Origin of the sequence: Cyanobium sp. Tous-M-B4 (assembly GCF_024345395.1) — a bacterium.
GTDB lineage: Bacteria > Cyanobacteriota > Cyanobacteriia > PCC-6307 > Cyanobiaceae > Cyanobium_A.
The window spans coordinates 37,322-62,544 of record NZ_JAGQBA010000003.1; the positions used below are offsets into that span (position 1 = coordinate 37,322).

27 protein-coding genes and 1 tRNA gene are annotated in these 25,223 nt (G+C 64.1%); 19 read left to right on the plus strand and 9 right to left on the minus strand.

Features of this window, described 5'->3' with window-relative positions:
* Window positions 1-4 precede the first annotated feature (4 nt).
* Window positions 5-445 (minus strand): peptidylprolyl isomerase, encoded by a 441-nt coding sequence (locus tag KBY73_RS06470; RefSeq protein ID WP_254936290.1) that lies wholly within the window; start codon window positions 443-445, stop codon window positions 5-7.
* Window positions 446-573: 128 nt separating this feature from the next.
* On the opposite strand from KBY73_RS06470, the gene mtnP reads away from it, so the two are divergent.
* A complete protein-coding gene (gene mtnP / locus KBY73_RS06475) occupies window positions 574-1,497 on the plus strand; it encodes an S-methyl-5'-thioadenosine phosphorylase (RefSeq protein WP_254936291.1) in 924 nt (307 codons plus the stop codon).
* Here mtnP and murQ read toward each other — a convergent pair.
* The 4 genes from murQ to dnaK are packed head-to-tail and all read right to left on the minus strand — an operon-like array spanning window position 1,476 to window position 5,893.
* Window positions 1,476-2,429 (minus strand): N-acetylmuramic acid 6-phosphate etherase, encoded by a 954-nt coding sequence (gene murQ, locus KBY73_RS06480; RefSeq protein ID WP_254936639.1) that lies wholly within the window; start codon window positions 2,427-2,429, stop codon window positions 1,476-1,478. The genes mtnP and murQ overlap by 22 nt on opposite strands.
* Before the next feature lie 2 nt (window positions 2,430-2,431).
* Complete coding sequence (locus KBY73_RS06485; RefSeq protein ID WP_254936640.1) at window positions 2,432-2,824, minus strand: DUF3110 domain-containing protein; 393 nt, start codon at window positions 2,822-2,824, stop codon at window positions 2,432-2,434.
* Window positions 2,825-2,858: 34 nt separating this feature from the next.
* A complete protein-coding gene (locus tag KBY73_RS06490; RefSeq protein WP_254936292.1) occupies window positions 2,859-3,806 on the minus strand; it encodes a DnaJ domain-containing protein in 948 nt (315 codons plus the stop codon).
* Window positions 3,803-5,893, minus strand: coding sequence for a molecular chaperone DnaK (gene dnaK, locus KBY73_RS06495; protein ID WP_254936293.1), 2,091 nt, complete (start codon window positions 5,891-5,893; stop codon window positions 3,803-3,805). The genes KBY73_RS06490 and dnaK overlap by 4 nt, the downstream gene beginning before the upstream one ends.
* Before the next feature lie 198 nt (window positions 5,894-6,091).
* On the opposite strand from dnaK, the gene pstC reads away from it, so the two are divergent.
* Genes pstC through pstB form a run of 3 tightly spaced genes read left to right on the plus strand, consistent with a single transcriptional unit; the run spans window position 6,092 to window position 8,880 of the window.
* Window positions 6,092-7,087, plus strand: a complete 996-nt coding sequence (pstC, locus tag KBY73_RS06500) for a phosphate ABC transporter permease subunit PstC (protein WP_254936294.1) — start codon at window positions 6,092-6,094, stop codon at window positions 7,085-7,087.
* A gap of 8 nt (window positions 7,088-7,095) precedes the next feature.
* Complete coding sequence (gene pstA / locus KBY73_RS06505) at window positions 7,096-8,010, plus strand: phosphate ABC transporter permease PstA (protein ID WP_254936295.1); 915 nt, start codon at window positions 7,096-7,098, stop codon at window positions 8,008-8,010.
* Window positions 8,011-8,055: 45 nt separating this feature from the next.
* Window positions 8,056-8,880 (plus strand): phosphate ABC transporter ATP-binding protein PstB, encoded by an 825-nt coding sequence (pstB, locus tag KBY73_RS06510; protein ID WP_254936296.1) that lies wholly within the window; start codon window positions 8,056-8,058, stop codon window positions 8,878-8,880.
* Window positions 8,881-9,019: 139 nt separating this feature from the next.
* Here pstB and KBY73_RS06515 read toward each other — a convergent pair.
* Window positions 9,020-9,106, minus strand: a tRNA-Ser gene (locus KBY73_RS06515).
* A 38-nt stretch (window positions 9,107-9,144) separates the two neighbouring features.
* Between KBY73_RS06515 and KBY73_RS06520 the strand changes: the two genes are divergently transcribed.
* The 7 genes from KBY73_RS06520 (at window position 9,145) to KBY73_RS06550 (ending at window position 14,850) form a co-directional block, all read left to right on the plus strand.
* Window positions 9,145-9,513, plus strand: coding sequence for a 2Fe-2S iron-sulfur cluster-binding protein (locus KBY73_RS06520; protein ID WP_254936297.1), 369 nt, complete (start codon window positions 9,145-9,147; stop codon window positions 9,511-9,513).
* Entirely contained in the window at window positions 9,510-10,388 is an 879-nt protein-coding gene (locus KBY73_RS06525) for an inositol monophosphatase family protein (protein ID WP_254936298.1), read from the plus strand. The genes KBY73_RS06520 and KBY73_RS06525 overlap by 4 nt, the downstream gene beginning before the upstream one ends.
* Window positions 10,360-11,604, plus strand: coding sequence for an ATP phosphoribosyltransferase regulatory subunit (locus tag KBY73_RS06530; RefSeq protein WP_315858407.1), 1,245 nt, complete (start codon window positions 10,360-10,362; stop codon window positions 11,602-11,604). The genes KBY73_RS06525 and KBY73_RS06530 overlap by 29 nt, the downstream gene beginning before the upstream one ends.
* Before the next feature lie 9 nt (window positions 11,605-11,613).
* Window positions 11,614-11,838, plus strand: a complete 225-nt coding sequence (locus tag KBY73_RS06535) for a ferredoxin family protein (RefSeq protein ID WP_106501642.1) — start codon at window positions 11,614-11,616, stop codon at window positions 11,836-11,838.
* Between the two features lie 161 nt (window positions 11,839-11,999).
* A complete protein-coding gene (gene htpG, locus KBY73_RS06540; protein ID WP_254936299.1) occupies window positions 12,000-13,925 on the plus strand; it encodes a molecular chaperone HtpG in 1,926 nt (641 codons plus the stop codon).
* 102 nt (window positions 13,926-14,027) lie between these two features.
* Window positions 14,028-14,264, plus strand: coding sequence for a 50S ribosomal protein L28 (gene rpmB / locus KBY73_RS06545; RefSeq protein WP_106501739.1), 237 nt, complete (start codon window positions 14,028-14,030; stop codon window positions 14,262-14,264).
* Between the two features lie 7 nt (window positions 14,265-14,271).
* Window positions 14,272-14,850, plus strand: coding sequence for a peroxiredoxin (locus tag KBY73_RS06550; RefSeq protein WP_254936300.1), 579 nt, complete (start codon window positions 14,272-14,274; stop codon window positions 14,848-14,850).
* 24 nt (window positions 14,851-14,874) lie between these two features.
* On the opposite strand, the gene csaB is transcribed toward KBY73_RS06550, so the two are convergent.
* Window positions 14,875-15,954 carry a polysaccharide pyruvyl transferase CsaB gene (gene csaB / locus KBY73_RS06555; RefSeq protein ID WP_254936301.1) on the minus strand — a complete coding sequence of 360 codons (1,080 nt, stop codon included), beginning with the start codon at window positions 15,952-15,954 and terminating at the stop codon, window positions 14,875-14,877.
* Between the two features lie 74 nt (window positions 15,955-16,028).
* On the opposite strand from csaB, the gene KBY73_RS06560 reads away from it, so the two are divergent.
* From KBY73_RS06560 to psaK, 6 genes are read left to right on the plus strand one after another with little or no spacing between them, the layout of a single operon-like run.
* The gene (locus KBY73_RS06560) at window positions 16,029-16,967 is read left to right on the plus strand and encodes a sulfotransferase domain-containing protein (protein WP_254936302.1); all 939 of its coding nucleotides are present in this window, start codon (window positions 16,029-16,031) and stop codon (window positions 16,965-16,967) included.
* A gap of 5 nt (window positions 16,968-16,972) precedes the next feature.
* Window positions 16,973-17,839, plus strand: coding sequence for a hypothetical protein (locus KBY73_RS06565; protein WP_254936303.1), 867 nt, complete (start codon window positions 16,973-16,975; stop codon window positions 17,837-17,839).
* Window positions 17,840-17,843: 4 nt separating this feature from the next.
* On the plus strand, window positions 17,844-18,149 hold the full coding sequence (locus KBY73_RS06570) for a DUF2499 domain-containing protein (RefSeq protein WP_254936304.1): 306 nt from the start codon (window positions 17,844-17,846) through the stop codon (window positions 18,147-18,149).
* Entirely contained in the window at window positions 18,146-18,475 is a 330-nt protein-coding gene (locus tag KBY73_RS06575; RefSeq protein ID WP_106501637.1) for a DUF3593 domain-containing protein, read from the plus strand. Before KBY73_RS06570 ends, KBY73_RS06575 begins: the two co-directional genes overlap by 4 nt.
* Window positions 18,475-19,557, plus strand: a complete 1,083-nt coding sequence (locus KBY73_RS06580; protein ID WP_254936305.1) for an ABC transporter substrate-binding protein — start codon at window positions 18,475-18,477, stop codon at window positions 19,555-19,557. The genes KBY73_RS06575 and KBY73_RS06580 overlap by 1 nt, the downstream gene beginning before the upstream one ends.
* Before the next feature lie 55 nt (window positions 19,558-19,612).
* On the plus strand, window positions 19,613-19,870 hold the full coding sequence (gene psaK / locus KBY73_RS06585; RefSeq protein WP_254936306.1) for a photosystem I reaction center subunit PsaK: 258 nt from the start codon (window positions 19,613-19,615) through the stop codon (window positions 19,868-19,870).
* 43 nt (window positions 19,871-19,913) lie between these two features.
* Here the strand turns inward: psaK and KBY73_RS06590 are convergent, their stop codons facing one another.
* The gene (locus KBY73_RS06590) at window positions 19,914-21,122 is read right to left on the minus strand and encodes an NAD(P)/FAD-dependent oxidoreductase (RefSeq protein WP_254936307.1); all 1,209 of its coding nucleotides are present in this window, start codon (window positions 21,120-21,122) and stop codon (window positions 19,914-19,916) included.
* Window positions 21,112-23,040 carry a 1-deoxy-D-xylulose-5-phosphate synthase gene (gene dxs / locus KBY73_RS06595; RefSeq protein ID WP_254936308.1) on the minus strand — a complete coding sequence of 643 codons (1,929 nt, stop codon included), beginning with the start codon at window positions 23,038-23,040 and terminating at the stop codon, window positions 21,112-21,114. The genes KBY73_RS06590 and dxs overlap by 11 nt, the downstream gene beginning before the upstream one ends.
* Before the next feature lie 73 nt (window positions 23,041-23,113).
* On the opposite strand from dxs, the gene ilvA reads away from it, so the two are divergent.
* Together ilvA and scpB are read left to right on the plus strand one after the other, a co-directional pair.
* On the plus strand, window positions 23,114-24,685 hold the full coding sequence (ilvA, locus tag KBY73_RS06600; protein WP_254936309.1) for a threonine ammonia-lyase, biosynthetic: 1,572 nt from the start codon (window positions 23,114-23,116) through the stop codon (window positions 24,683-24,685).
* Window positions 24,686-24,713: 28 nt separating this feature from the next.
* Window positions 24,714-25,223 carry an SMC-Scp complex subunit ScpB gene (gene scpB / locus KBY73_RS06605; protein WP_254936310.1) on the plus strand — a complete coding sequence of 170 codons (510 nt, stop codon included), beginning with the start codon at window positions 24,714-24,716 and terminating at the stop codon, window positions 25,221-25,223.

Sequence of the window (25,223 nt, forward strand, 5' to 3'; positions counted from 1 at the left end):
GCTTTCAGTCCTGGATTGTCACTTTGGTGATTCGGCTGCCGTTCTTGAGGGCCGTGACCACATTCATGTTGCCGGTGTGGCCAAACACGGTGTGCACACCGTCAAGGTGGGGCTGGGCTCCGTGGCAGATATAAAACTGCGAGCCGCCAGTGTTCTTGCCGGCATGGGCCATGGCCAGGGTGCCCGCCTGATGCTTCTGGCTATTGATCTCGCAGTCGATCTGGTAGCCAGGGCCGCCGGTGCCGGCGGTGCCACGGGCGCCTTCACGGCTATTGGGGCAACCGCCCTGGGCCATGAAGCCGGGAATCACGCGGTGGAAGGCCAGGCCGTCGTAGAAGCCCTCCTTGGCGAGCTTGGTGAAGTTGGCCACGGTGTTAGGTGCATCGGCCTCGAACAGTTCGAGTTCGATGGTGCCGGCGTCGGTCTCCATCAAGGCTTTGGTCACGGCGGCAGGGGATAAAGGCCGACTTTATGGGGTGGCACGGGCCAACCGGCTGAAACGCCGTGCTGAGAATGGGGCAAGCTCTAGCCGGATAAACCCTTTCAACGCCCCGTCGCCAGACCCCGCCGCCGATGAGCAGCCCCACCCCCAACTCCCCTAACGGCATCGATCTCAGCCGCGCCCGCCTGGGGGTCCTGGGGGGCAGTGGTCTCTACGCCATGGAGGGCCTCGAAGACATTCAAGAGCTCACGCTCGAAACGCCCTACGGAGCCCCCTCTGATGCCCTACGCCTCGGCCGTATAGGCGACCTGGAGGTGGTGTTCCTGGCCCGTCACGGCCGCCACCACAGCCACACCCCCACCGAGGTGCCCTACCAGGCCAACCTCTGGGCCCTGCGCTCCCTCGGCGTGCGCTGGATCCTGTCCCTATCGGCGGTGGGCTCCCTGCAGGAGCAGGTTCGGCCCCTCGACATGCTGGTGCCGGATCAATTCATCGATCGCACCCAGCAGCGGCCGCTGACGCTGTTTGGGGAGGGGCTGGTGGCCCATGTGGCTTTTGCCGAGCCCTTCTGCCCGGTGCTCAGCCGCCTGCTGGCCGATGTGGCCGAAAGTCTGATGCCCGAAGGCCGCAAGCTGCACCGCGGCGGCACCTACCTCTGCATGGAGGGGCCGGCCTTCTCCACCCGGGCCGAATCGAAGCTCTACCGCTCCTGGGACTGCGAAGTGATCGGCATGACCAATCACACCGAAGCGCGGCTGGCCCGGGAAGCGGAGATCGCCTACGCCACCTTGGCAATGGTGACCGACTACGACTGCTGGCACCAGGAACACGCCTCGGTGACAGTGGAAATGGTGATCGCCAACCTGCACGCCAACGCCAGCCTGGCCCAGCAGATCGTGCGGCTAGCGGCCCAGCGGGTTGAGGCCCAGCGACCCACCAGCAGCGCCCACCAGGCCCTGCGCCATGCCCTGATGACTCCCAAGGAGCACGTGCCTGCCGCCACCCGCCGCAAGCTCGACCTGTTTACGGCTCCCTACTGGGGCCCGTTCAGCTGAGCGCCGCAGGCCGCCAGCGCCTGGCGCAGGCTGGGTCCATGGTTGGCCAGGTGGGCGGCGGCTGAGGCCGCATCCAGCCCAGTGGCCGCGATCAGCAAGGCCAGCTTCACCGAGCCGCCGCTCTGCTGCAGCAGTTCCCGGCCGCGCTGCCGCTCCAGCCCAGCCAGATCGCGCAGGATGCGCAGGGCCCGATCCTCCAGCTTGCTGTTGGTGACGGCCACATCCACCATGCGGTTGCCGTGCACCTTGCCCAGGCGCACCATCACGCCGGTGGAGAGCAAATTCAGGGCCATCTTGGTGGCGGTGCCGGCCTTGAGCCGGGTGGAGCCCGCCAGCAGTTCAGGGCCCGTGAGCAGGCGAATATCGATGGAGCAGGGCATCGGCACCTGCTCGGCTGGCACGCAGGCCATGGCGATTGCCAGGGCTCCGATCGCCTGGGCGTGCTCCAGGGCCCCGAGCACGTAGGGAGTGGTGCCGCCAGCAGCAATGCCCACCAAACAATCGGCCGGGCCAAAGCCGCGCTCCTCCAGGTCACTGCGGCCAGCAGCTGCCAGATCCTCCAGGCCCTCGGAGCTGCGCAGCAGGGCTGGGGCGCCGCCAGCAAGCACGCCCTGCACCAGCTCAGGCGCCGTGCAGAAAGTTGGCGGACACTCGGCGGCGTCGAGCACACCGAGCCGGCCGGAGGTGCCCGCCCCTAGGTAAAAAAGTCGCCCGCCGGCCTGCAAACGGGCAGCGATGGCATCAACGGCGGCAGCCAGGGCCGGGGCCGCCGCTTCTAGGGCCCGCTGGGGCTCCCGTTCGTTGGCACAAAAAAGGCCCACCAGCTCGTCGGTGGGCAGCTGGTCGAGCCGCTCGCTGAGGGGATTGGCCTGCTCGGTGAGCAGGTGGCCGCGATCAGTGCCGCTTACGGGAGAGAAACTCACAGAAGGGATGGTCACAGCAAGCCCTCCAGTTGACGGCGGAAGGCTTCGAGGCTGGGGTCACCGCTGCTCTCGCTTGCCTGCTCCCGCTGCTCCTGCCAGTTGGTTACGTCCATGTTGCGCTCAGGCGGCGCAATCAGCAGCCGGTCTTCAGCGCTCTGGGGCAGGAAGCCCGCCGGCACAAAGCGAGCCTCATAGCCGGCCTCGCCGCAGAAAAGCTCCATCTCCTCGCGGTCGAGCGGCTCCACGGTGGGCACGGGGAAGTCCTGGGCTTCGAGCAGACCGGCGTAGCGCTCCGCATCGTCGCTGTCTTCAAACAGCAGCACCACCGTGCGGCCGTTTAGCTCCAACGAATGGATGCCTTCCTGATCGGTTCCAGCATCAAAGAGCAGCACATGCACCGGCATGGATCGCGGCATGGGGCAATGGCCCTCCAGTGTGTCACCGGTGCTGGTCGTCGGGATCGTCGGCGAGCTCCTGCAGCCGCTTGTAGAGGGCTGCCTCCGCCTCACCCAGCTGCTCCGGCACCAGGATCCGCACCTCCACCAGCTGGTCGCCGCGCTGCTCAGCCCACTCCTGGCCCCGCCCCCGCAGGCGCAGCAGGCGGCCGCTGGAGGAGCCGGCCGGCACCCGCAACTTCACCGGTCCTCGCAAGGTGGGCACCACCACCTGGCAACCCAGGGCCGCTTCCGCTGGGGTCAGTTCGAGGGGGTAGAGCACCCGCAGGCCGTCGATGCGCAGTCCTTCCTCGGTGCGCACCCGCAACTGCAGGAAGTGGTCTCCGCCGCCAGGGGTCACCCCCGCCAGCCGCAGTCGCCAGCCATCGCCGGCAAAAGGAGGGGTCCACACCTCCACCGCCGTGCCGTCAGCCAGCTCCAGCTCCAGCCGCTCCCCCTGCAACGCCTGCTCCGGCGTGAGGTCCACCAGGCTCTCCTGGTCGCTGGAGGCCCGCACCGGTGGCGGCGGCGGCGGTGCAGCAGTTACCGATCCAGAAGCCTGCCGGGGGGTTTCCGCGGGAGGCTCGGGCTCGGGTTCCTGCCACTCGGGTTCGGCAGCCCGGCGGGGTCGGCGGCGCTCACCGAAAAGCACCTCGAGGTATGCCTCAAAGTCCGGGAAACCGGAAGCAAAGGGATCCTGGGACTCCCGGCCCTGGCCGTCAGCGGGTACACCGGCCTCCCAGGCCTGGCGGCGGCGCGGATCTGAGAGCACCGCATAGGCCTCGTTGACCAGCTTGAAGCGCTCCTCCGCCAGCGGGTCGTTGCCGTTGAGATCGGGGTGCCAGCGGCGGGCCTGGGCCCGGAAAGCCCGCTTGAGATTGCTGGCATCGGCGCCAGGCTCGAGGCCCAGCACCGACCAGTAGTCGGCTGAGGCGGCGGGGCTAGAGGTCACCGGTAGGAACCATCTCCCCAGGGATCTGAGTCGCTGCGGGGCCGGCGCTCGCGGGCTACCGGTTCCGGTTCGCGATAGGGATCCCGGTAGGGCTCTTTATAGGGATCCCTGTAGGGCTCGCGATAGGGATCCCGGTCGTAGCGACTGGGGGGGGCAGCCCAGGGATCGCTGCCAGGGCGATTCCAGTCATCCCAGTCGTCATCGGCAAACAACTCATCTTTGAGTGAGCCCAGGGTGTTCTTGAGCCCCTGCAGCGGCCCCTGCTCTGCTTTGCGTTCACTCAGCAGGCGGCGGTTGAGACCAAACAGAGCTTCCTGCAGCTGGCTCACGGCCAGCTCAAGCTCCACCAGGTCGTCGGCAGCCAGCAGATCTTGCACATCGCGCAGGGCCATCTCCACGGAGCGCTGCTGGCGCTCGGCGCCGTAGGGGCCCAGTTCAAGGAATGCGTCGCGCAACCGGCGCTCCGCCTGGGCCACCAGGGTTTGGGCGCGGTTGCGGCGATCAATCTCGGCTCGCTTGCGCCGATCCTCGCTGGCCTTAAGATCGGCCTCCTCAATCAACTTGGTGATCTCCTCCTCGCTGAGGTTGGAGCCCCCCTGGATGCTGACGCTCTGCTGGCGACCGGTGGTGCGGTCGGTAGCCGACACCTGCAGCAGGCCGTTGGCATCGATGTCGAAGGAGACCTGCACCTGGGGCACACCCCGAGGCGCCGGCGGTATGCCAGAGAGACGAAAACGCCCCAGGCTCTTGTTATCGGCGGCCATCTGCCGCTCCCCCTGCAGCACGTGGATCTCCACCGAGCTTTGGTTGGCCTCGGAAGTGCTGAACAAGTCGCTCTTGCGCACCGGGATCGAGGTGTTGCGAGGAATCAGCACCTTCATCACGCCGCCAATGGTTTCCAGGCCAAGCGATAGGGGCGTGACGTCGTTGAGCATCAGATCGCGCAGCTCACCGGTGAGGATCCCGGCCTGCACCGCAGCACCAATCGCCACCACCTCATCGGGGTTCACCGACTGGCAGGGCTCCAGCGGAATAAGGGTGCGCACCATCTGCTGCACCATCGGCATGCGGGTGCAGCCGCCCACCAGCACGACGTCGTCGATGTCTTCGGCCGCGAAGGCCGAATCCCGCAGGGCCCGCTGCACGGGGCGCAGCAACCGATCCAGCAGATCGGGGCAGAGGCCCTCAAACACCCGCCGCTCCAGGGTGGTTTCGATATGCAGCGGCCCGTCGGGGCCAGTGGCAATAAAAGGCAAAGAAATCGGCGTGCTCTGCACCCCGCTGAGCTCGATCTTGGCTTTCTCCGCTGCTTCGGTGAGCCGCTGCAGGGCCTGGCGGTCACGGCGCAGATCAATGCTGTGCTCCGCCAGGAAGGCATCGGCCAACCAATCAACAATGCGCCGGTCCCAGTCGTTGCCGCCCAGCTGGGTGTCGCCGCTGGTGGCCTTCACATCGAACACCCCTTGGGCGATGCGCAGCACGGATACATCAAAGGTGCCGCCGCCCAGGTCAAACACCAGCACCCGCTTGACAGTGCTGCGATCGAAGCCGTAGGCCAGGGCTGCCGAGGTGGGCTCATTGAGGATCCGCTCAACGCTGATCCCGGCCAGGCGGCCGGCATCGCGGGTGGCCTGGCGCTGGGCGTCGTTGAAGTAGGCCGGCACGGTGATCACCGCCGCTTCCACGGGCTCGCCCAGGTAGGTGGCGGCGTCATCACAGAGCTTGCGCAGCACGCTGGCAACGAGCTCTTCAGGGGCGTATTCGCGTTCAGTGGCTGGGCACACCACCCGCACATTGCCCTGGTCGTTGGCCCGCACGCTGTAGGGCACCGACAGACTGCTTTCCTCGAGCTCGTCCCACTGACGGCCAACGAAACGCTTGAGGTTGGCGAAGGTATTGCGTGGATTGAGCACGAGCTGACGCCGGGCCAGCTGGCCGACGAGCAACTCTTGGTCGCGGCTGAAGCCCACCACCGAAGGGGTCGTGCGGCCGCCCTCAGCGCTGGCGATCACCTGGGGACGGCCGCCCTCCAGTACCGCCACCACAGAATTTGTGGTGCCAAGGTCGATGCCAACTATCCGGGACATGGCACCCCTTTACTTAGATGCATGCGCCTAGAACCCCGTCGACCCATGAAAACGGCGGCTCAGCCCCGCGCTGTGGAAGCCCAAAACTAACGGGCTCCCAGACGTTAATCACTGCTTAAACGGCGGCAAGGGCAGCGCTTCGTAGATTTCTATCGGATCGGCCGCTCAGCGCTGACCGATGCAAAGCCATCCCTACCCATGCTGACGGACTCCAGCCAAGCGGGCACAGGCCCAGTGAATCCCAATCGCAATCTGGATGCTGACGCCTTCACGCTGCGTCGCCGCCCACCCTCGGAAAAGCTGGTCGACCTCGGCTTTCGGCAGCTAACACTGGTGCTTGCCTCAGCCGTAGCAATTGTGCTGCTGGGCATCTTCCTCACGGTGTTTCAAGGGGCCCGGGAGGCGATTTCAAGCTTTGGGCTCAGCTTCCTCACCACCTCCAGCTGGGATCCCGTCAACGAGCAATACGGGGCCTTCATTGCCATCTACGGCACGTTGGTGACCTCGATCCTGTCGCTAGCAATCGCCATTCCCTTGGGTGTGGGCACGGCGATCTTCATCACCGAAGACCTGATCCCCAGCTCCCTGCGGGAGGCGATTGGCTTGATGGTGGAACTACTTGCGGCCATCCCTTCGGTGGTGCTCGGGCTTTGGGCCATCTTTGTGATGGAGCCGGCTATCCGCCCAGCCCTCAACCTGCTCCACAGCCTTTTGGGTTGGACTCCTTTCTTCAACACCGTGCCCCAGGGACCAGGCATGGCCCCAGCCATCTTGATCCTGGTGGTGATGGTGCTGCCGATCATCACCGCCATCTCAAGAGATGCCCTCAACCAGGTGCCGCTGGAGCTGCGCCAGGGGGCTTACGGGGTGGGTACAACCCGCTGGGGGGCCATCTTCAGCGTGATTTTGCCGGCCGCAGTTTCGGCAATAATTGGCGGCGTGATGCTCGCCCTGGGTAGGGCGATGGGGGAAACAATGGCGGTCACGATGATTATTGGCAACGCCCTCAACTTCGATCTTTCATTACTTGCTCCAGGCAACACGATCGCCTCGATGCTCGCCAACCAATTCGGCGAAGCCGATGGCATCCAGGTATCGGCGCTGATGTATGCCGCATTAATCCTGATGCTGCTCACATTTGCGGTGAATGTGGCGGCCCAATGGCTCGTCCGTCGTCTCAGCCTGCGTTACTGATCACCACCATGGCTAACCCTTCTCCGATCACCTACGACAACACCGCCCTGTTTGACCGGCGGCCGTTGCACTTCGACCCAGGCTTGCGCCGCAATCGACTCAATCTGCTGTTTACCAGCATTGCTGGCATATTTGCTGCCATAGCGGTGCTGCCGCTGGTGCTGGTCCTATTCCACGTGTTGATGCAAGGCGGTCGCCTGATCAGCGTCAGCTTGTTTACCCAACTGCCACCACCTCCCGGCCTGGAGGGAGGCGGCATTGGCAACGCCATCCTCGGCACAATTTTGGTGACCCTGATTGCCTCCTTGATCGCCATCCCCGTGGGAGTGGGGGGGGGCATCTACCTCAGCGAATACTCCAGTCGGGGCTGGTTTGCCCAGTTCGTCAGCTTCGGCACCGATGTTTTAGCCGGTGTGCCATCGATCATCAGCGGCGTTTTCGTTTACGGAATCGTCGTAGCCACCCGGATATTTTTCGACCAGAGCTACAGCGCCATGGCTGGCGGCATCGCTCTTTCGGTATTGATGCTGCCCACAGTGATTAAGACCACCGATGAGGGTCTCAAGCTGGTGCCCCAGGAGCTGCGCTGGGGTGCCTACGGAGTTGGTGCTTCGAAGTTTGTGACCGTAATGCGGATCACCTTGCCATCGGCCTTCACCCCGATAGCAACTGGCATCGTGCTTTCGATCGCCCGAGCCGCCGGCGAAACGGCTCCCTTGATATTCACGGCACTTTTCTCACCCTTCTGGCCTGAGGGGGTGTTTAATCCGATCGCCACCATGTCGGTGCTGATCTTCAATTTCGCGATCATGCCCTATGAGGCCCAAAACGAACTTGCCTGGGCCGCTTCATTTGTGCTGGTGATGATGATCCTGGGCGCCAACCTGCTGGCCCGCTGGATCAGCCGAATGGCCAAAGTCTGAAGCCAAAACCTCCAGTCCTTCCCTTTTCCCATTCTTTTCAGAGCCATGACCAGCAGCCTCCACTCCAGCCAAACCGCCGGCTCTAGCAAAGGTGACGCCTGCATGTCCCTGCAGAACGTCACCATCTCCTACGGCAAGTTTGAGGCGGTGAAAAATGTCTTCATGGACATCCCTCGCGGCCGAGTGACAGCCTTTATTGGCCCTTCTGGGTGCGGCAAGTCGACAGTGTTGCGCGGCCTCAATCGGATGAACGATCTGATCCCAGGCTGCAAGCTCAAGGGCAGGGTTGTGTTTGACGGCCACGATCTCTACGACCCCAAGGTGGATCCAGTGGAGGTGCGCAGGCGCATTGGCATGGTGTTCCAGAAGCCCAATCCCTTCCCCAAAACAATTTACGAAAACATCGCCTTCGGCGCCCGGATCAACGGCTTCAAGGGCGATATGGATGAGCTGGTGGAGCGCTCCCTGCGGAAGGCTGCGGTGTGGGATGAATGCAAGGACAAACTGCGGGAGAGCGGTTTTGCCCTGTCTGGCGGCCAGCAGCAACGCCTCTGCATCGCCCGAGCCATCGCCACCGAACCGGAGGTGATCTTGATGGACGAGCCCTGCTCAGCACTTGATCCGATCTCCACACTGAAGATCGAAGAAACAATGCATGAGCTGAAGCGCAGCTACACAATCATCATCGTGACCCACAACATGCAGCAAGCCGTGCGCGTGGCTGATCAAACGGCCTTCTTTAATGCCGAAGCCGTGGAAGGTGGCACCGGCAAGGTGGGTTACCTGGTGGAGTTCAACGACACCGAACGGATCTTCAATGCCCCCGGCCAGCAGGCCACCCAGGACTACGTGAGCGGCCGATTCGGCTGACAAGCAACGATAAGGGTTTGAATTAGATATTTAAATCAAAAAATAGCTTCTTATTAATGAATAAACTTAGTAGATCAGGGATTGATTCATTCAATCTCTGGAGTCCATGAAAAAGCCGGCCGCAAGGCCGGCTTTATAACGGAGAGGGAGGGATTCGAACCCTCGATAGAGTTGCCCCTATACAGCATTTCCAGTGCTGCGCCTTCGACCACTCGGCCACCTCTCCAGGGGCAAAATGGGGCAACCAGATGGCAATGTAGCAGCATGACTCGCACCCATCCGATCACGGTTCACTGGCTCCAAACCGGCCAGGTGATTCGCCACGAGGTTCCCGAAGGGGAGTACATCCTGCGCAGCTTTGAGCAGCAAGGAGATCCCCTGCCTTTTAGTTGCCGCAACGGCTGCTGCACCGCCTGCGCCGTGCGCGTGATCAGCGGTGAAATCGACCAGCGCGAGTCCCTGGGGCTCTCGCGGGAGCTGCGCGGGCGTGGCTACGGACTGCTTTGCGTGGCCCGGGCCACCGGCCCCTTGGAGGTGGAGACCCAGGAAGAGGACGAGGTCTACGAACTGCAGTTTGGCCGGCACTTTGGCCGCGGCAAGGTGCGCAGCGCCATGCCCTTGGAAGAGGAATGAAAGCAACCAGCACCGCGGCCTACGAGCAATCGGGCCTGAGCAGCGGCGAGCTCGAACAGCTAACGGCGGTGGCGCGCCGGGCGGCGGAAGCCGGAGGCGAGCAACTGCGCCAGCACTTTGGCCGCCTGCAGCAGGTGCGTGAGAAGGGGCGCTCCGGCGATCTGGTCACCGAGGCAGACCATGCCGCTGAAGCCGCGGTGCTGGCGCTGCTCGAGGCCGAAACACCGCAGATTGGCGTTCTGGCCGAGGAAAGCGGACGCCGCCCCAGGCCCGGCGATCTGGAGTGGTGCGTCGATCCCCTCGATGGCACCACCAACTACGCCCACAGCTACCCACTGTTTGGCACCTCGGTGGGCTTGTGCTGGCGCGGCCAGCCCCTACTCGGCGCCCTAGCTGCTCCGGGCCTGGAGCAGCTCTACTGGGCCGCCCCCGGCCTGGGCTCTTGGTGCAATGGCAGCAGGTTGGCGGTTAGTAATTGCCCCAGCCTCGGGCAGGCCCTGCTGGTGACCGGCTTTGCCTACGACCGCTGCAGCCGACTCGACAACAACTACGCCGAATTCGCCTGGTTTACCCACCGCAGCCAGGGCGTACGCCGCGGCGGCTCGGTGGCCCTGGATCTCGCCTTCGTGGCCGCCGGCAAGCTCGATGGCATTTGGGAGCGGGGCCTATCGCCCTGGGATCTGGCCGCCGGAGTGGTGCTTGTGGAGCAAGCCGGCGGAGTGGTGAGCGCCTACGACGGCTCGGCATTTGCGATCGATTCGGGGCGGATCCTGGCCTCTGGAGCGACCCTGCAACCAGCCCTGATAGAGGGCCTGGCCTCTTGCCGCCCCCTGGCCGGCGCCAGCTATGGCGCCCCCGAACTCGACTCCCCCTGATTCGATCCATAGGATCAGCCCACCCCATCCCACCTTCAACGCCGCAATGGCCCTGCAACCTGCCGCTGGCGTTCGGGATCTCAACCCCCGTGAAGTTGAGGGCAACCGGCGCATCGCCGATCAACTAGCAGCTGTGTATCGGCTCTGGGGCTATCAGGAGGTGGCGCCGCCCAGCTTTGAGCGGCTCGACACCCTGGAGGCTGGTGGTGGCATCGACGGCCGTGAGCTGGTGCGGCTGGCAAGTGATGAGCCCCTGGGGTTGCGACCGGAACTGACCGCCTCAATCGCCCGCGCCGCCAGCACCCGCCTGGCCGAGCGGCCCCGCCCCCTGCGGCTCTGGGCCATGGGCAGCACCTTCCGCAGCTCCACGGCTGACGGCGGCTCCCAGCGGCTGCATGAACAGTTGCAGAGCGGCGTGGAGCTGCTCGGGGCCCAAACCGCCGCCGCCGATGTGGAGCTGATGCGGCTGCTGCTTGCCGCCGCCGGAGCTCTTGGACTGCAGGCCCATCACCAGCCGCGGCTGCTGGTGGGGCACCACGGGGTGCTCAGCGCCCTGCTGCGCCAGCTGCCCGACCAGCAGCAGGGAGCGGCCCGCGCCGCCCTCACCAACTTCGATCCCCTAGCGCTGGCCCAACTGGCCCTCCCCGATTCTGATCGGCAGCGACTGGGCAACCTGATGCGCCTGCGCGGCGAGCCAGCCAAGGTGCTGTATCAACTGGAGCAATGGCTCGGCCCCATACCCCTGCTAACGGAGCTGGGCGAGACCCTGGCAGCGGTGGCCCCGGCCGCCGAGCGCCTGGGGGTGCAACTACAGCTCGACCCGAGCTTCCAGCCACACTTCGCCCTCTATGACGGCCTGGTGATGAAGCTGGTCTGCCAGGGACAGGATGTGCCGGTGGAGATCGCCAGCGGCGGTCGTTACGACGCCCTGGTGGGTCGCTTTTGCCCAGAGCCAAGCGAGGCTGCGGGAGTGGGCTTTGGCTTCGATGTGGGAGCGGTGCGGGAGCTGGTGGCACCGGCCATAGAGAGCCCTGCGCCGGTACTGGTGGCCTACGGCAACCCCCAACACCTGGCCGCAGCCCTCGATCAGCTGGAGGCCCTGCACCAGATGGGCACCTGCGCTGAACTGCTCAGCGGCGCCTGCGCCAACCAGGCGGAAGCTGAAACCCTCAGCCAGGCTCGCGGCTGCGGCCGTACCCTCTGGATCGATTCCTAAAATTCGAAGATGGCTCACACGATCGTCACCAACGTCTGCGAGGGCGTAGCCGATTGCGTCGATGCCTGCCCCGTGGCTTGCATCAACCCCGGCCAAGGCGCCAACAGCAAGGGCACAAACTTTTATTGGATCGACTTCGACACCTGCATCGATTGCGGCATCTGCCTGCAGGTGTGTCCCGTGCAGGGGGCCATCCTTCCCGAAGAAAAGCCCGAGCTGCAGCAGGCGGGCTGAGCGCCATAGGAGGCAGGTTGTGCGCTCCGCCGCTTAGTCAACTCAAGGCTTAGCTAAGTCTTGGCTTAGCCAAGCCAGAAGTTCGGAGACCCCTCCCTCAGAGCCATTGAGCCGAAAGGCCCAAGCTCCGTAAGGTTTGGCCCAACGACGAAACGCCTGCCATGACGGTGCTGGAACAGGGCCAGATTCAGATCCACACCGAAAACATCTTTCCAATCATCAAAAAGGCCGTCTACAGCGGCCATGAGGTGTTTCTGAGGGAGCTGGTGAGCAATGGCGTGGATGCCATTAGCAAGCGGCGCATGGCGGCTATGGCTGGCGACTGCAGCGAAGGGCCTGAAGCCAAGATTTCGATCCGTATCGACCGCGAGGCCAAAACCCTCACCATCTCCGACAACGGCATCGGCATGAATGTCGATGAGGTGAAGCGCTACATCAACCAGGTGGCCTTTTCCAGCGCCGAAGACTTCCTCGAGAAATACAAGCAAGAAAACGACGCGATCATCGGCCACTTCGGCCTGGGCTTCTATTCCAGCTTCATGGTGGCTAAGCAGGTGGAGCTGGTGAGCCTCTCGGCCAGCGCTGGCGCTGAGGCGGTGCGCTGGAGCTGTGATGGCTCCCCCAACTTCAGCCTGGAGCAGGCCGAGCGCAGCGAGCCCGGCACCGACGTGATCCTGCACCTGATGGAGGAAGAGCTCGAATACATCGAGCCGGCCCGCATCCGCACCTTAATAACCACCTACTGCGACTTCCTGCCGGTGGAAGTGCAGCTGGAAGGCGAAACCGTTAATAAGCGCGAAGCCCCTTGGCGCAAGAGCCCAAGGGATCTCAGCGACAACGACTACATCGAGCTCTACCGCTACCTCTACCCCTTCCAGGGCGATCCCCTGCTGTGGGTGCACCTCAACACCGACTACCCCTACAACCTGCAGGGCATCCTGTTTTTCCCTAAATCCACTGGCCGGGCCGACTGGGAGAAGGGCGAGATCAAGCTCTACTGCAACAACGTGTTCGTGAGCGATTCGATCAAGGAGGTAGTGCCCCGCTACCTGCTGCCCCTGCGCGGCGTGATCGATTCGCCCGACATCCCCCTGAACGTGAGCCGCTCCGCTCTGCAAACCGACCGGCGAGTGCGCTCGATCGGCGGCTTCGTGGCCAAGAAGGTGGGCGACCGGCTCAAGGAGCTACATCGCGACGACCCCAAGCGCTACGCCGAAAGCTGGGAGTCGCTGGCCCCCTTCATCAAGATCGGCGCCATGGAGGATGAAAAGTTCGCCGACCAGGTGGCCGATCTGGTGCTGTTTGGCACTAGTGCGTTGCCCACGGAGCAGGAGCCTGGCGAAGGCGAGAGCATTGACCCCATCCCCGGCGAAGGCGGCAAGGCCTACACCACCCTGGCTGGCTACCGCACCCGCCTGGATGCCGCCAACGACAAGCGCATCCTCTACTGCACCGATGAGGCCGGCCAGGCTGGGGCCCTTGCTTTATGGAAGAGCCAGGGGGCCGAAGTGCTGCTGGCCGACACCTTCATCGACACGCAGTTCATCCCCTGGCTGGAATACCGCCACGAGGAGCTCAAGTTCCAGCGGGTGGACAGCGAGCTGGATGAATCGCTGCAGGAGAAAGAAAGCGAGATCAGCGACGCAGACGGCAAGGACAATTCCGAAAAGCTGCGCGATTTATTCAAAGCAGCTCTGGCCAACGACAAGGTGACCATCCAGGTGCAGGCCCTCAAGGGTGACAACGCCCCCGCCGCCCTGATCCTGCTGCCGGAGCAGATGCGCCGCATCAACGACATGGGCGCCCTGATGGAGCAGCGCCTGCCGGGCCTGCCCGATCACCACGTGCTGCTGGTGAACCGCAAGCACCCCCTGGTGGAGGGCCTGCTCAAGCTCTCGGCCGGTTCGGTGATCACAACCGGTGGCAGTGGCGGCAGCTCCCCCAGCCAGCAGCTGGCCGATGATCTTGGCCGCCATGTGTATGAATTGGCCCGCCTGGCGGTGGGCGGTCTTGAGCCCAACGAGCTGGCCGGCTTCCAGCAGCGCAGCTCCACCCTGATGGGGCAGTTGATGCAGAGGGGGCTCTGACTCCCTCAGGTAGCTAGCGGCAGGGCCAGCCCAGGCTGGATCTGCACTTTGATAGGATGTTTACCTGGGTTTAGTCCCTGCAAGTCGTTTCGGAAATCGGTCATGTCCCGGGTCTGCCAGCTCACCGGCAAGCGCGCCAACAACGGCATGGCCGTCTCGCACTCCCACGTGCGCACCAAGAAGCTCCAGCAGGTAAATCTGCAAGAGCGCCGTCTTTGGTGGGCCGAAGGCAACCGCTTTATCAAGTTGCGCGTCTCCACCCGCGCTCTGAAAACCATTCAGAAGAAGGGTTTGGGCGCTTACGCCAAAGAACTGGGCGTCAACCTGGCAAAAATCTGAGCCTCCGATGCGGCGTCGGGCAGTTCTGCAGGGCCTAGCTGCTCTTCTGCCCGCAACAGCGGGTGCTACAAGCCTGTTGGCATTCAGCCGACAGGCTTGTGCTTTGGGAGGCACCCTGCCCGCTCTCAACCAATCCGCCCCTGATTTCGACCTAGCAGGCATTGCGCCAGCAGCCGGTGGTGAAGCCGTGCCTACCCGGTTGAATTTGGCCGACTTCCAGGGCAAATGGTTGGTGCTCTACTTCTATCCCCGTGATTTCACCGGCGGCTGCACGATCGAAGCCCGCGGTTTTCAAAAAGACCTGGCCAGTTTCACTGCCGCCAATGCGGCCGTGGTGGGGGTGAGCGCCGATGACGCCGAATCCCACGCCGATTTCTGCAGCAGCGAAGGGCTGGCCTTTCCCTTGCTGTCAGATCCAGCTGGCACTGTGAGCCGCGCCTACGGCAGCTGGATCGCACCTTTCTCCCAGCGCCACACCTTCCTGATCGACCCCTCAGGCATATTGCGCTCCACATGGGTGGCGGTCCGTCCCAGCGGCCACAGCGCCGAAGTGCTCAGCGCCTTGCAGCAGTTTCAGGCCAGCTGATCGGGCCCTAACGCAGCCGATAGGTCATAAACCAGCCCGTGGGTCCAGACATGCAAATACTTGCTGGTGTACTTCGCTCTGCCGACGCAGCTCCAGCAACCGGGAAGCGGGCGGCGGGGTGTCGAGCGCCCCATCCCAGCTGGCCAGCATTGCTGGCGATGGCGCCGCGTCCAGGCTCTGACAGGGGCAGCCCAGGTTGGCGGCGGCGGCAGCCACCTTGGGGTCGTAGCTGAGGGCGGCGCAGGGAGCACCGGAGAGGGCCGCAAGGATCAGGCCGTGCAGCCGCATCGCCACCACCAAGCCAGCGCCGCTGCATATGGCCATCGCCTCCTGGGGCCGCTCAGCCAGCACCTCCCGACTGCGGGCTGCCAGCCCTGGCGGCAGCAGCAGCTCGCTGCGCAGCTGCTCCAGTAGGCCCCTGTCCTGATTGGCGTGAAAAGGCAGCCAGATCACCTCCCGATCGTGGCTGGCGGCCAACTGATCTAGAGCTGCCAAATAGGGCTTCCACGCTGAGCCCTGCAACTGGCGGGTGGGGCGAAAGCAAAGCACTAGGGGGCCGCCCCTACCTCGCCATGGCTGGGGCTCTAGGGCCCAGACGGGATCGCTGCCCACCGGTCCCTCGCGCCCCAGGCTCCTGGCCAGAGCCGCCGACTCCGGATCCCGCCAGCTCACAGCCGTTGCCAAGCGCAGCAGGCGGCCCACCAGCAAGCGGCTGCGCCGCCGCTGCAGGGGTCCCAGCCCCTGGCCCCAAAGCAGCACAGGCTTGCCCTGCAAGCGGGCGGCCCCAATCAGAGCTGCGTAATAAAGCAGGCTCTTGAAACTGGTGGAATCCTGCAGCAGGCTGCCGCCGCCAAGCACCAAGGCGTCACAGTGCCGCAGAGCCTTGAGCACCAGAGGCAGGCTGCGGCGCGCAACTGTTTCCACGCTGAAGCGTTCCCGCACCAGGGCACCGTCATGGGCTGTGACCGTGGCCTGGCAACCCGCAGGCAACTGGCCCAGCAGCACCTCCAGCAGGGCATCATCCCCGAGGTTGTGCTCGCCGTAGTAACCGCAGAGCAAGAGCCGCCGCGGCGGTACCGAGATCTCCTGGCGGGTTGCGACCACAGACCGCTCGAAAGCACCCAAATAGTCTTTCAGCCTACCTAACTTGTTCGAAGTTTTTGCACTGTTACGGTTTAGTGAGCCCTGATCCTCAATGCACGCGCCGCATCCGCAATCACCACTTCGATAGCCAGCGCTGGAATGGGCTGAACCCGCGCGACGACGACATCATCATCGCCAGTCCGTACAAGAGCGGCACCACTTGGCTGCAGTCGATCGTGGCCCATCTGCTCTTTGAGGGCGAATTGCCCGCCTCGCTGGCAGAGCTCTCACCCTGGCTCGAGGCGAATTATCACGATCTTGAGGCCCTGCAGCAAACCCTTGAGCAGCAACTTCACCGCCGCTTCATCAAGAGCCATTTGCCCCTGGACGCCCTCCCCTGGGACCACCAGCGCTCGTTTTTATACATCGCCCGCGATGGACGGGATGTGGCGATGTCGCTCTGGAATCATTACTCTAACTGGAGTGATGAAGCCCACCAGCTGGTCAACCAAGTGCCCAATGAACGGGGTGATACCTTTCCGCGGCCCCCCGCCGATGTGCACACCTTCTTTGACGACTGGCTGCAGCGCGGCTGGCTGAGCTGGGAGCAGGATGGGTGGCCCTACTGGTCGTTCTTTCACAACGTGCAGTCTTGGTGGGATCACCACCAACAACCCAACATTCTCTTACTCCACTACAACGACCTCAAGGCCGATCTCCTGGCTCAGGTGCAGCGGATCGCCAGCTTCCTGGGCCTCGACCCCGACCCGGAGCGCTTAGAGATGGTGTGTGCCGCCGTCGACTTCAAAGCCATGCGGCGGCAAAGCGCCACCTATGTGCCCTGCGGCGGGCGTCTCTGGCAGGGGGGCGCCGAATCTTTCCTCTATCGGGGTACCAACGGGCGTTGGCGGGGGGTGCTGCGGCCGGAGCAGCTGGAGGCCTACGAACGGGTCAGCCGCAGTGCCCTTAGCCCCGAATGCCACCGCTGGCTCCATCGAAGCTGCGATCAACAACTGCCCACGGTGGATGGCTAGGCGCGATGGTCACCGTTGAGACACTGGAAGCTCTGGATCTGTTGATCTGGCTTGGGAGTGGTGCCCTAGCCGGAGATCGGGCTCGCTGCAATCAGAGCACGGTGTCCAGGCGGGTCCGTCAGGCCGAGTCCAACCTCGGCCTCAAGCTGCAACGCAGAGGCGGCCAGTGGCACCTGAGCGGAAATTCCCTGCTGGTGCGAATGGAGCGAGAGGTGCACCAACTCAATCGGATCCATGGCCATCGCCCCCTGCGGCTTCAGGCTCCAGCCTGGAGTCACGACCACCTACTGAGGCCGCTGCCGCAGGACTGGATCATCAACCCCAGCGACGCGCCGGGGTCGCCCCATCACTGTCTGGACCTGCTGAAGGAGCGGGTGGTCGACGCCTGCCTGGCAACCCTGCCCGAACGACCTTCCAGCGACGACCATCGCTTCACCTGTTTCGACCTCTACAACTCGCCAATCCATCTGGTCACCACGGCGGACTCCCGCGTAGGTGATATCTCCAGGCCCACTCGCCTGGACATCGGCTCTTGCTGCCAGATCGCTACCTTCCCGTTCAATCCCCGCGCACAGAAGCTGTTCATCCAAAACTTCTTCCAGCATCACTTCCAGCCAGCGCAGGGCTACGCCGTCGCTGGACAAAGTCAGAAAGAGGCCGTGTACTTCGCCAATAGCCTGATACTCAAGACCCTGCGAACCACCCTGCCGGTGGTTGAGCTCGATGTCGCCATGCCCTCCCATTACGTCGAGAGCCTGGTGGTGCTGCACGACAACCGAAACGCGCCGGCCATTGCCGAACTGGTCGACACCCTGCGCCGCCGCATCCAGGACGTGTCACGCTCCGAAGAGAAGCTCACGCCCCTGCTCTGACCCCATGCATGCCCTCTCCCTACCCACCTGGTGGATTCACGTCACCTCGGTGCTCGAGTGGGTGGTAGCGATGGTGGCAGTGCAGCGCCTGGGTGTGGCGCGTCGGGAGGGCGGTTGGCGTTGGTTGAGCCTGGCAATGTTGCCAGCCTTGGTGAGCGCCATGGCTGCCTGCACCTGGCATCTGTTTGACAACAGCCCAAACCTGCAGGGCCTGGTGGTGTTTCAGGCGGGCCTCACCACCATTGGCAACGCCGCCCTGGCTTTAGCAGCCTGGAACCTGCTGCGTCAGCAGCGGCAGGCGGCCCCATGAGCGGCCCCCTCGGCTGGCTTGCCGGCATTGACCCCACGCCATTGTTCGTGCTGTCGCTACTCCCCTATCTGGCCTTCCTTTGGTGGGCAGGGCGGATTGAGGGGTTTCCCAAGCTGGCCCTGCGGGGTTTTCAATTCACCCTGGTTTTTGTGGCCGTCACGATTGCCGCCGCCATCGTGGCCCAACTGCGCTACGGCGAGCTGCTGGCCAATGTGGATTCCCTGCATGGGGGAGCTGAATCGCTGCTCACGATCTCCAACCTGCTGGTGGTGCTCGGCTTCAGCGGTATTGGCGCCGTAATCACGGCCCAACCGCCCCGATCCTGATGCTCTGGCTCCTGGCGATCGCCGTCAGCCTGGCCGCTGGGCCCAGCCAGGCTGCACCCGTATTAAGGGTCGGTGTAGCCGATGGCTCCCAGCCCTGCTCCTATCGCCAGCGGGGCAGCTGGAGTGGCATGGCCGTGGAACTGTGGCAACAGGTCGCCGACCAGGAGCAGATCCCCTATGTACTGGTGCCAGCTGACAACACAACCGAGCTGCTGGCGGCCACCAAGCGCAACGAACTGGACGTCGCGATCGGCTGCATCACCATCTCACCAGAACGCATCCGCCAGAACCGTTTCAGCCTGCCCTTTCAGGAATCGGGCTTGGGGGTGATGGTCAAGCGCAACCAGCTGGAGCTCGGCAGTTCCCTGCTGCGCAGCCTGCTGGCTCCTGATCTGATCAGGCTGCTGCTGGCCTACGTGCTGCTGATAGGCCTGCTGAGCGTGGCTGTCTGGCAGGTGGAGCGCAACGGCAGCAAACCCAGTAGTTGGGAGATCGGGCCGCGACGCGCCTTCGCCCTGATCTTTCAGGTGCTGGCCACCGGCCCTGGCACAAACACCGTGGTAGTTAGTACACGGGGCCACACCTTTGTTTTTATGGCCTACTTGGTGCGGATCATCACCGCCTCGCTGCTGGTCAGCTACGTCACCTTGAACGTCGTGCGGCGCAACCAGGAATTGGCGAGCCGCAACATCCGCAGCCTCAACGATCTCGCCGGCCAGCGGGTTGCCGTGCGGCGTGGCACCGTCAGCGACGACCTACTGCAAAAACTCAACGACTCTGGCCTGCAGCCGCCGATTCAGCTGCGAGAGCTGGATCAGGTGATCCGCACCGACAGCCTGCTGGGGGCTGATGCCGTAGATGCGGTGCTCGCTGACGACATCCAGCTCGACTTTTTGCTGCAGCAACTGCCCCACAAGCGCTACGGGCTGACACTGCGCAACCTCAACCCCCAATCCCAGGCATTCGCCCTCTCACCAGGCATCAGCGAAGACCTGGAAACCCGGATCAATGAAGCGCTTGGCAGGCTCAAGCGCGACGGCGAAGTCACCCGGCTGCGGCAGCAGGCAATGAACAAGTCTTAAGCCGGATCATCCATGGGCGGTGCTGCCCGGAAGATGGGGCGTTGGCACCTGCTCCATGATTGCTCCCCTCCTGGCCCTTGCCCCCGCCACCATCACCTGGTCACCCAAGGTGGCGTTGGTGATGATTGTCTGCAACGTGATTGCCATCGCCCTAGGCAAGGCCACGATCCAACATCAAAACGTTGGTCTGAAGCTGCCCAGCGCCGGCCTATTTGGCGGCTTCAGCCACGGCGCCATGCTCGGCACCTTGAGCCTCGGCCACATCCTCGGCATGGGCGCCATCCTTGGCCTGGCCTCCCGCGGCGTGGTCTGAAAACCTGGCTTCCAACCTCAGGGCTGAGCGCCACCCTCAGGGCTCAGCGCCAACCCAGCAAGTAGGGCAGCGCTTTAAGCCCGTAGCGCTCAAAGCGGTAGTCAAACAACAGGGCGGAGAGATCCTCCGCCCGCCGGGTTTGCAAGCCAGCCAGCAGGCGCTCCAGGCGAGCATCGGCCCTGGCATCAGCCAGTCCTAGCCAGGTGCGCCTAGCTAGGCGGCCACTCAGGCTCCAGCGCCAGCCCAGCTCCCGCCTTAACAGGCTCGGGTATTGATCTAGGCCGGCAGAGCCTGCTGGCTTGGCCAGGGCCTTCAGCAGCAGCGGTGCCAGCACGCGGGCACTGGCTAGGGCGTGGCGGATGCCCTCACCACCCAGCAGGTTGGCCGTGCTCACCGCGTCACCTAGGCCGATCAGCCTGTCCAGCCGGTGTGGTTCATGGCGCCGCAACGTGCTGCGAATGCGTCCCCCATGGCGATCGAGCACCTCGGCTTGGCCTAGGCCGCAGCGCTGCACCAGGGCGCCCAGCTCTAGAGCCAGCGCTGGCTGGGCACGGCTGGGATCGGCCAAGCGACACACCCCCACCTTGAGCTGGCCCGGTGCCATCGGAAATACCCAGCCGTAACCCTGCCGCACCCAGTCGCTGCCAAGGAAGAAGCTGAGCCGGTCTGCCCAGGGCCGCTGCTGCTCGGGATCCACCTGCAGCAACCACTCCACCCCCAGGCCGGCCACCAACGGATCGGCCAGCGTTGCCTGCTCGCCAATCAGGGCGCGGCCCTCGCCGCTGGCATCCACCAGCCAGCGGCTGCGCAGCAGGCGGCGACCAGCAGCGCCATCGCGCACCACGGTGCACACGCCAGGGCCATCTTGATGCCAGCCAATGGCCGTGACGCCGAGCTGCAGGCGGGCGCCCCAGGCCTGGGCCTGGTCAGCTAGCCACTGGCGCAGGGCGCCAAAATCGAGCACGGCGCCGAGGGGTTGCTCCGCGCTCCAGAGCCGCCGCTGCTCGCCTGGTCCCACCAGCTGCCAGCCACTCCAGCGCGCCGCCACAACGTGAGCGGGTATGCCAAAGCGATCAAGGGTCTCAAGCGGCAGGGCCGCACTACTGAAAGCCGCTTGACCCAAATGCTTAAGCCGATCCACCAGCAGCACATCAACTCCAGCCTGGGCAAGTAGGCGGGCTAGCTCAGCACCCGAAGGGCCAGCACCCACCACAAGCACATCACAGCCGTAGGGCTCCGGTTCAGACAGCAACGGGCGCAGCCGGAGCAGGGATACTGCTCTGAAGGGGAGCACCAAAACGGGTGATGATCCGCTCCGCCATCTGGGGCGGGGTGAGGCCCAAGCTCTGCTTGCTCTGCTCCGGGCTGGCATGGTCCACGAGCACGTCGGGGATGCCGATGCGCAACACGGGCACCAGGACGTCGTGGTCGCTGAGGGTTTCCACCACGGCGGCACCGAAGCCACCCGCCAAGGAGCCTTCTTCCATGGTCACCACCTTGCCGATGCGCTTTGCCAGCGGCAGGATCAGGGCCTCATCCAGGGGCCGCAGGAAGCGGGCATTAATCACCGCAGCGCGGATGCCTTTTTCTTGCAGCAGTCCGGCCGTAGCCATCGCCGGGGCCACCATGGCGCCGTAGGCCACGATCAGCAGGTCGTCGCCGTCGGTGAGCAGCTCGCCCCGGCCGATCTCTAAGGGTTCAAAACCTTCTTCAGCCAAAGGAACCCCCTCGCCTTCGCCGCGGGGAATGCGCAGGGCGCAGGGACCACTGTGGTGAATTGAGGTCACCAGCATGCGCTGCAGCTCAGCTTCATCCTTGGGCGCCATCACCGTGAAATTGGGGACAGCGCGGAAGTAGCTGATGTCGTATTGCCCCTGATGGGTAGGGCCATCGGCGCCAACTATGCCGGCCCGATCGAGCACGAAGGTGACGGGCAGGTTCTGAATGCCGACGTCGTGAATCAACTGGTCGTAGGCGCGCTGTAGAAAGGTGCTGTAGATCGCTACCACCGGCTTGAGGCCCTCGCAGGCCATGCCAGCCGCCATGGTGACGGCGTGCTGCTCGGCGATGCCCACATCGAAATACTGGGCCGGGAAAGCCTTCTCCAGCAGATCCAGGCCGGTGCCGGTGGCCATGGCAGCGGTAATACCCACCACGGTGGGGTCCTGTTCGCAGAGCTTCACCAGCGTCTGGCCAAACACCTTGCTGTAGCTGGGTGGCTTGGGCTTACTGGAGGGATAGGCCTTGCCAGTGGCCAGATCAAAGGCGCTCTGGGCGTGGTAGCCCACCTGATCTGCTTCGGCGTAGGCGTAGCCCTTGCCCTTGGTGGTGGCCACATGCACCAGCACAGGCCCCTCGGTGCGGTGGGCCTGCTCAAAGGTGCGCACCATGCCGGCGATGTCGTGGCCATCGATTGGGCCGATGTAAGTGAAGCCCAGCTCCTCAAACACCGCACCCACCTTGGGCACCGCCAAACGCTTCATGCTCTCTTTGAGCGTCTTGAGCTCGTTGGGCAGCTCGCCGTGCAGGAAGGGCAGGTGCTTGATCGCCTCCTCGGCATTGCCCTGCAGAAATTGCAGGGGTGGGCTCAGCCGCATGCGGTTGAGATAGGTGGAAAGGGCCCCCACCGGCGGGCTGATCGACATGTCGTTGTCGTTCAGCACCACGACCAGCTTGGTTTTCGGCAGGTGGCCGGCGTGGTTGATCGCCTCCAGCGCCATGCCACCGGTGAGGGCGCCATCGCCGATCACCGCTACACATTTGAAGTCTTCACCGCGGCGATCGCGGGCCAGGGCCATGCCAAGGGCCGCCGAGATCGAGGTGCTGGCATGGCCGGCACCGAAATGGTCAAAGCGGCTCTCGCTGCGCTTGAGGTAGCCAGCTACCCCGTTCTTCTGGCGCAGGCTGTCGAAATCCTTGTAGCGGCCAGTTATCAACTTGTGGGGGTAGGCCTGGTGACCCACGTCCCACACCACTTTGTCGTGGTCGAGATCGAGGGTTTGATAGAGGGCGAGGGTGAGCTCCACCACTCCCAGCCCGGGACCCAGGTGCCCGCCGCTGGTGCTCACCACCTCCAGATGGCGCTCACGAATCTGTCGGGCAATGGCTTCAAGCTCTGCCGTGCTGAGGCCGTGCAGCTGATTCGGGTGACTCAGCTCGCTGAGATGCATGCACAACCCTGGAGGTGGGGTGCAATCTAGGCCTTAGCTTCCGCCCAGGGGTCCGAATTGCGACACTGGTGCGATGAGCGAGGCCCCTGAGAGCTATCTGCAACGGATCCTGCGGGCGCGGGTCTACGACGTGGCCATTGAGTCGCCACTGGATCCAGCGCCGAATCTCTCGGCGCGCCTACACAACCGAGTGCTGCTGAAGCGCGAGGATCTGCAACCCGTGTTCAGCTTCAAGCTGCGCGGCGCCTACAACAAAATGGCTGGCCTCTCGCCTGCCGAGCTGGAGCGGGGCGTGATCGCCGCCAGCGCCGGCAACCATGCCCAGGGAGTGGCGCTAGCCGCCCAGAAGTTGGGCTGCAGGGCCGTGATTGTGATGCCTGTCACCACACCGGAGATGAAGGTGAAAGCGGTGGCAGCCCGGGGCGCTGAGGTGGTGCTGCACGGCGACAACTACGACGCCGCCTGCACGGAAGCCACGCGGCTAGGCCTTGAGCGGGGGCTCAGCTTCATCCATCCCTTTGACGATCCCGATGTGATCGCCGGTCAAGGCACGATCGGATTGGAGATCCTGCGCCAGTGCTCCTCTCCGCCTGACGTCATTTATGTGGCCGTAGGCGGTGGCGGCTTAATCGCCGGCATCGGCGCCTACGTCAAAACCCTCTGGCCCCAAGTTCAGATCGTTGGCGTTGAGCCGGTGGACGCTGATGCCATGACCCGCTCCCTAGCCGCCGGGGAGCGGGTGCAGCTTGAGCAGGTGGGCCTTTTCGCCGATGGCGTGGCGGTGCGCCGCGTCGGTGAGCTCACTTTTGAATTGGCGAAACAAACGGTGGATCGCATGGTGACAGTCGACACCGACGCCATCTGCGCAGCCATCAAGGACGTGTTCGAAGACACCCGCTCGATCCTGGAGCCAGCCGGAGCCTTGGCAATAGCAGGCATGAAGCGCGATGTGGTGCAACAGGGCTTACACGGCCAAACCTTGGTAGCGGTTGCCTGCGGCGCCAACATGAACTTTGACCGGCTGCGCTTCGTGGCCGAGCGCACTGAGATCGGCGAAGACCGCGAAGCGATGCTGGCGGTGGAGATCCCCGAGCAGACCGGCAGCCTGCGGCGCTTCTGTGGCGTGCTGGGCCAGCGCAGCCTCAGCGAGTTCAGCTACCGGCTCGCCGATCCCAGGGTTGCTCACATTTTTGTGGGGGTGCAGACCAGTGGCACGGCCGACGAGCAGCAACTGATCAACGACGTGCAAAACGCAGGCTTCCCCTGCCTCGACCTCTCCAACAACGAGCTGGCCAAGCTGCACCTGCGCCACATGGTGGGCGGCCGCCTGCCCGCCAGCGCTGGCCCGGCGCTTGAGCAGGGCGAAGAGCTGCTCTATCGCTTCGAGTTCCCCGAAAAACCAGGCGCCCTGATGGCGTTCGTAGACGCCCTACACGCCAACTGGAACATCAGCATCTTTCACTACCGCAACCACGGCGCCGATGTGGGGCGGATCGTGGTGGGGGTGCAGGTGCCTCGCGCTGACAGACCCGCCTGGCAGGAGTTCCTCGATGGCCTGGGCTATCAGCACTGGGACGAATCGGCCAACCCCGCCTACAAGCTGTTTTTGGGGCCCAGCTCCGCGCCCCTGCCAGCCCTGGCATGAGCCCAAAAAGCTGCGGTAACCTGCAGCCATGCAAAGCAAGGGGCTGATTCAGGGCCTATCCCTGCCCGCCCGGATGGAGGCGATCCTCTACTTGAAAGGTCGGCCCCTCAGCCTGGCAGAGCTTGCTGAGATCGCTGCGGTTAGCCGAGAGGAAGCGGAGCTTGGCTTGATCACCTTGATCACCGACTACGCCCACCGGGATACGGCCCTTGAAGTGCGCCAAGAGGGCAACCGATACAGCCTGCAGCTGCGCGATGGGCTGGGCGACTTGGTTCAAAACCTCCTGCCTGTGGACCTATCCACTGCCGCCCTGCGCACCCTGGCCACGATTGCCCTCAAAAAGCGGATCTTGCAATCGGATCTAGTCGAGTTGCGCGGCTCCGGCGCCTACGACCACATCAAGGAGCTACTGGCCCAAAATTTCATCGAGCGCAAGCGCCAAAGCGAGGGCCGCTCCTACTGGCTCACCCTCAGCGAGAAGTTCCACCGCACCTTTGCCATCAAGGCTGAGGCTGACCTCTGGAAGCAAGCTGCCTAG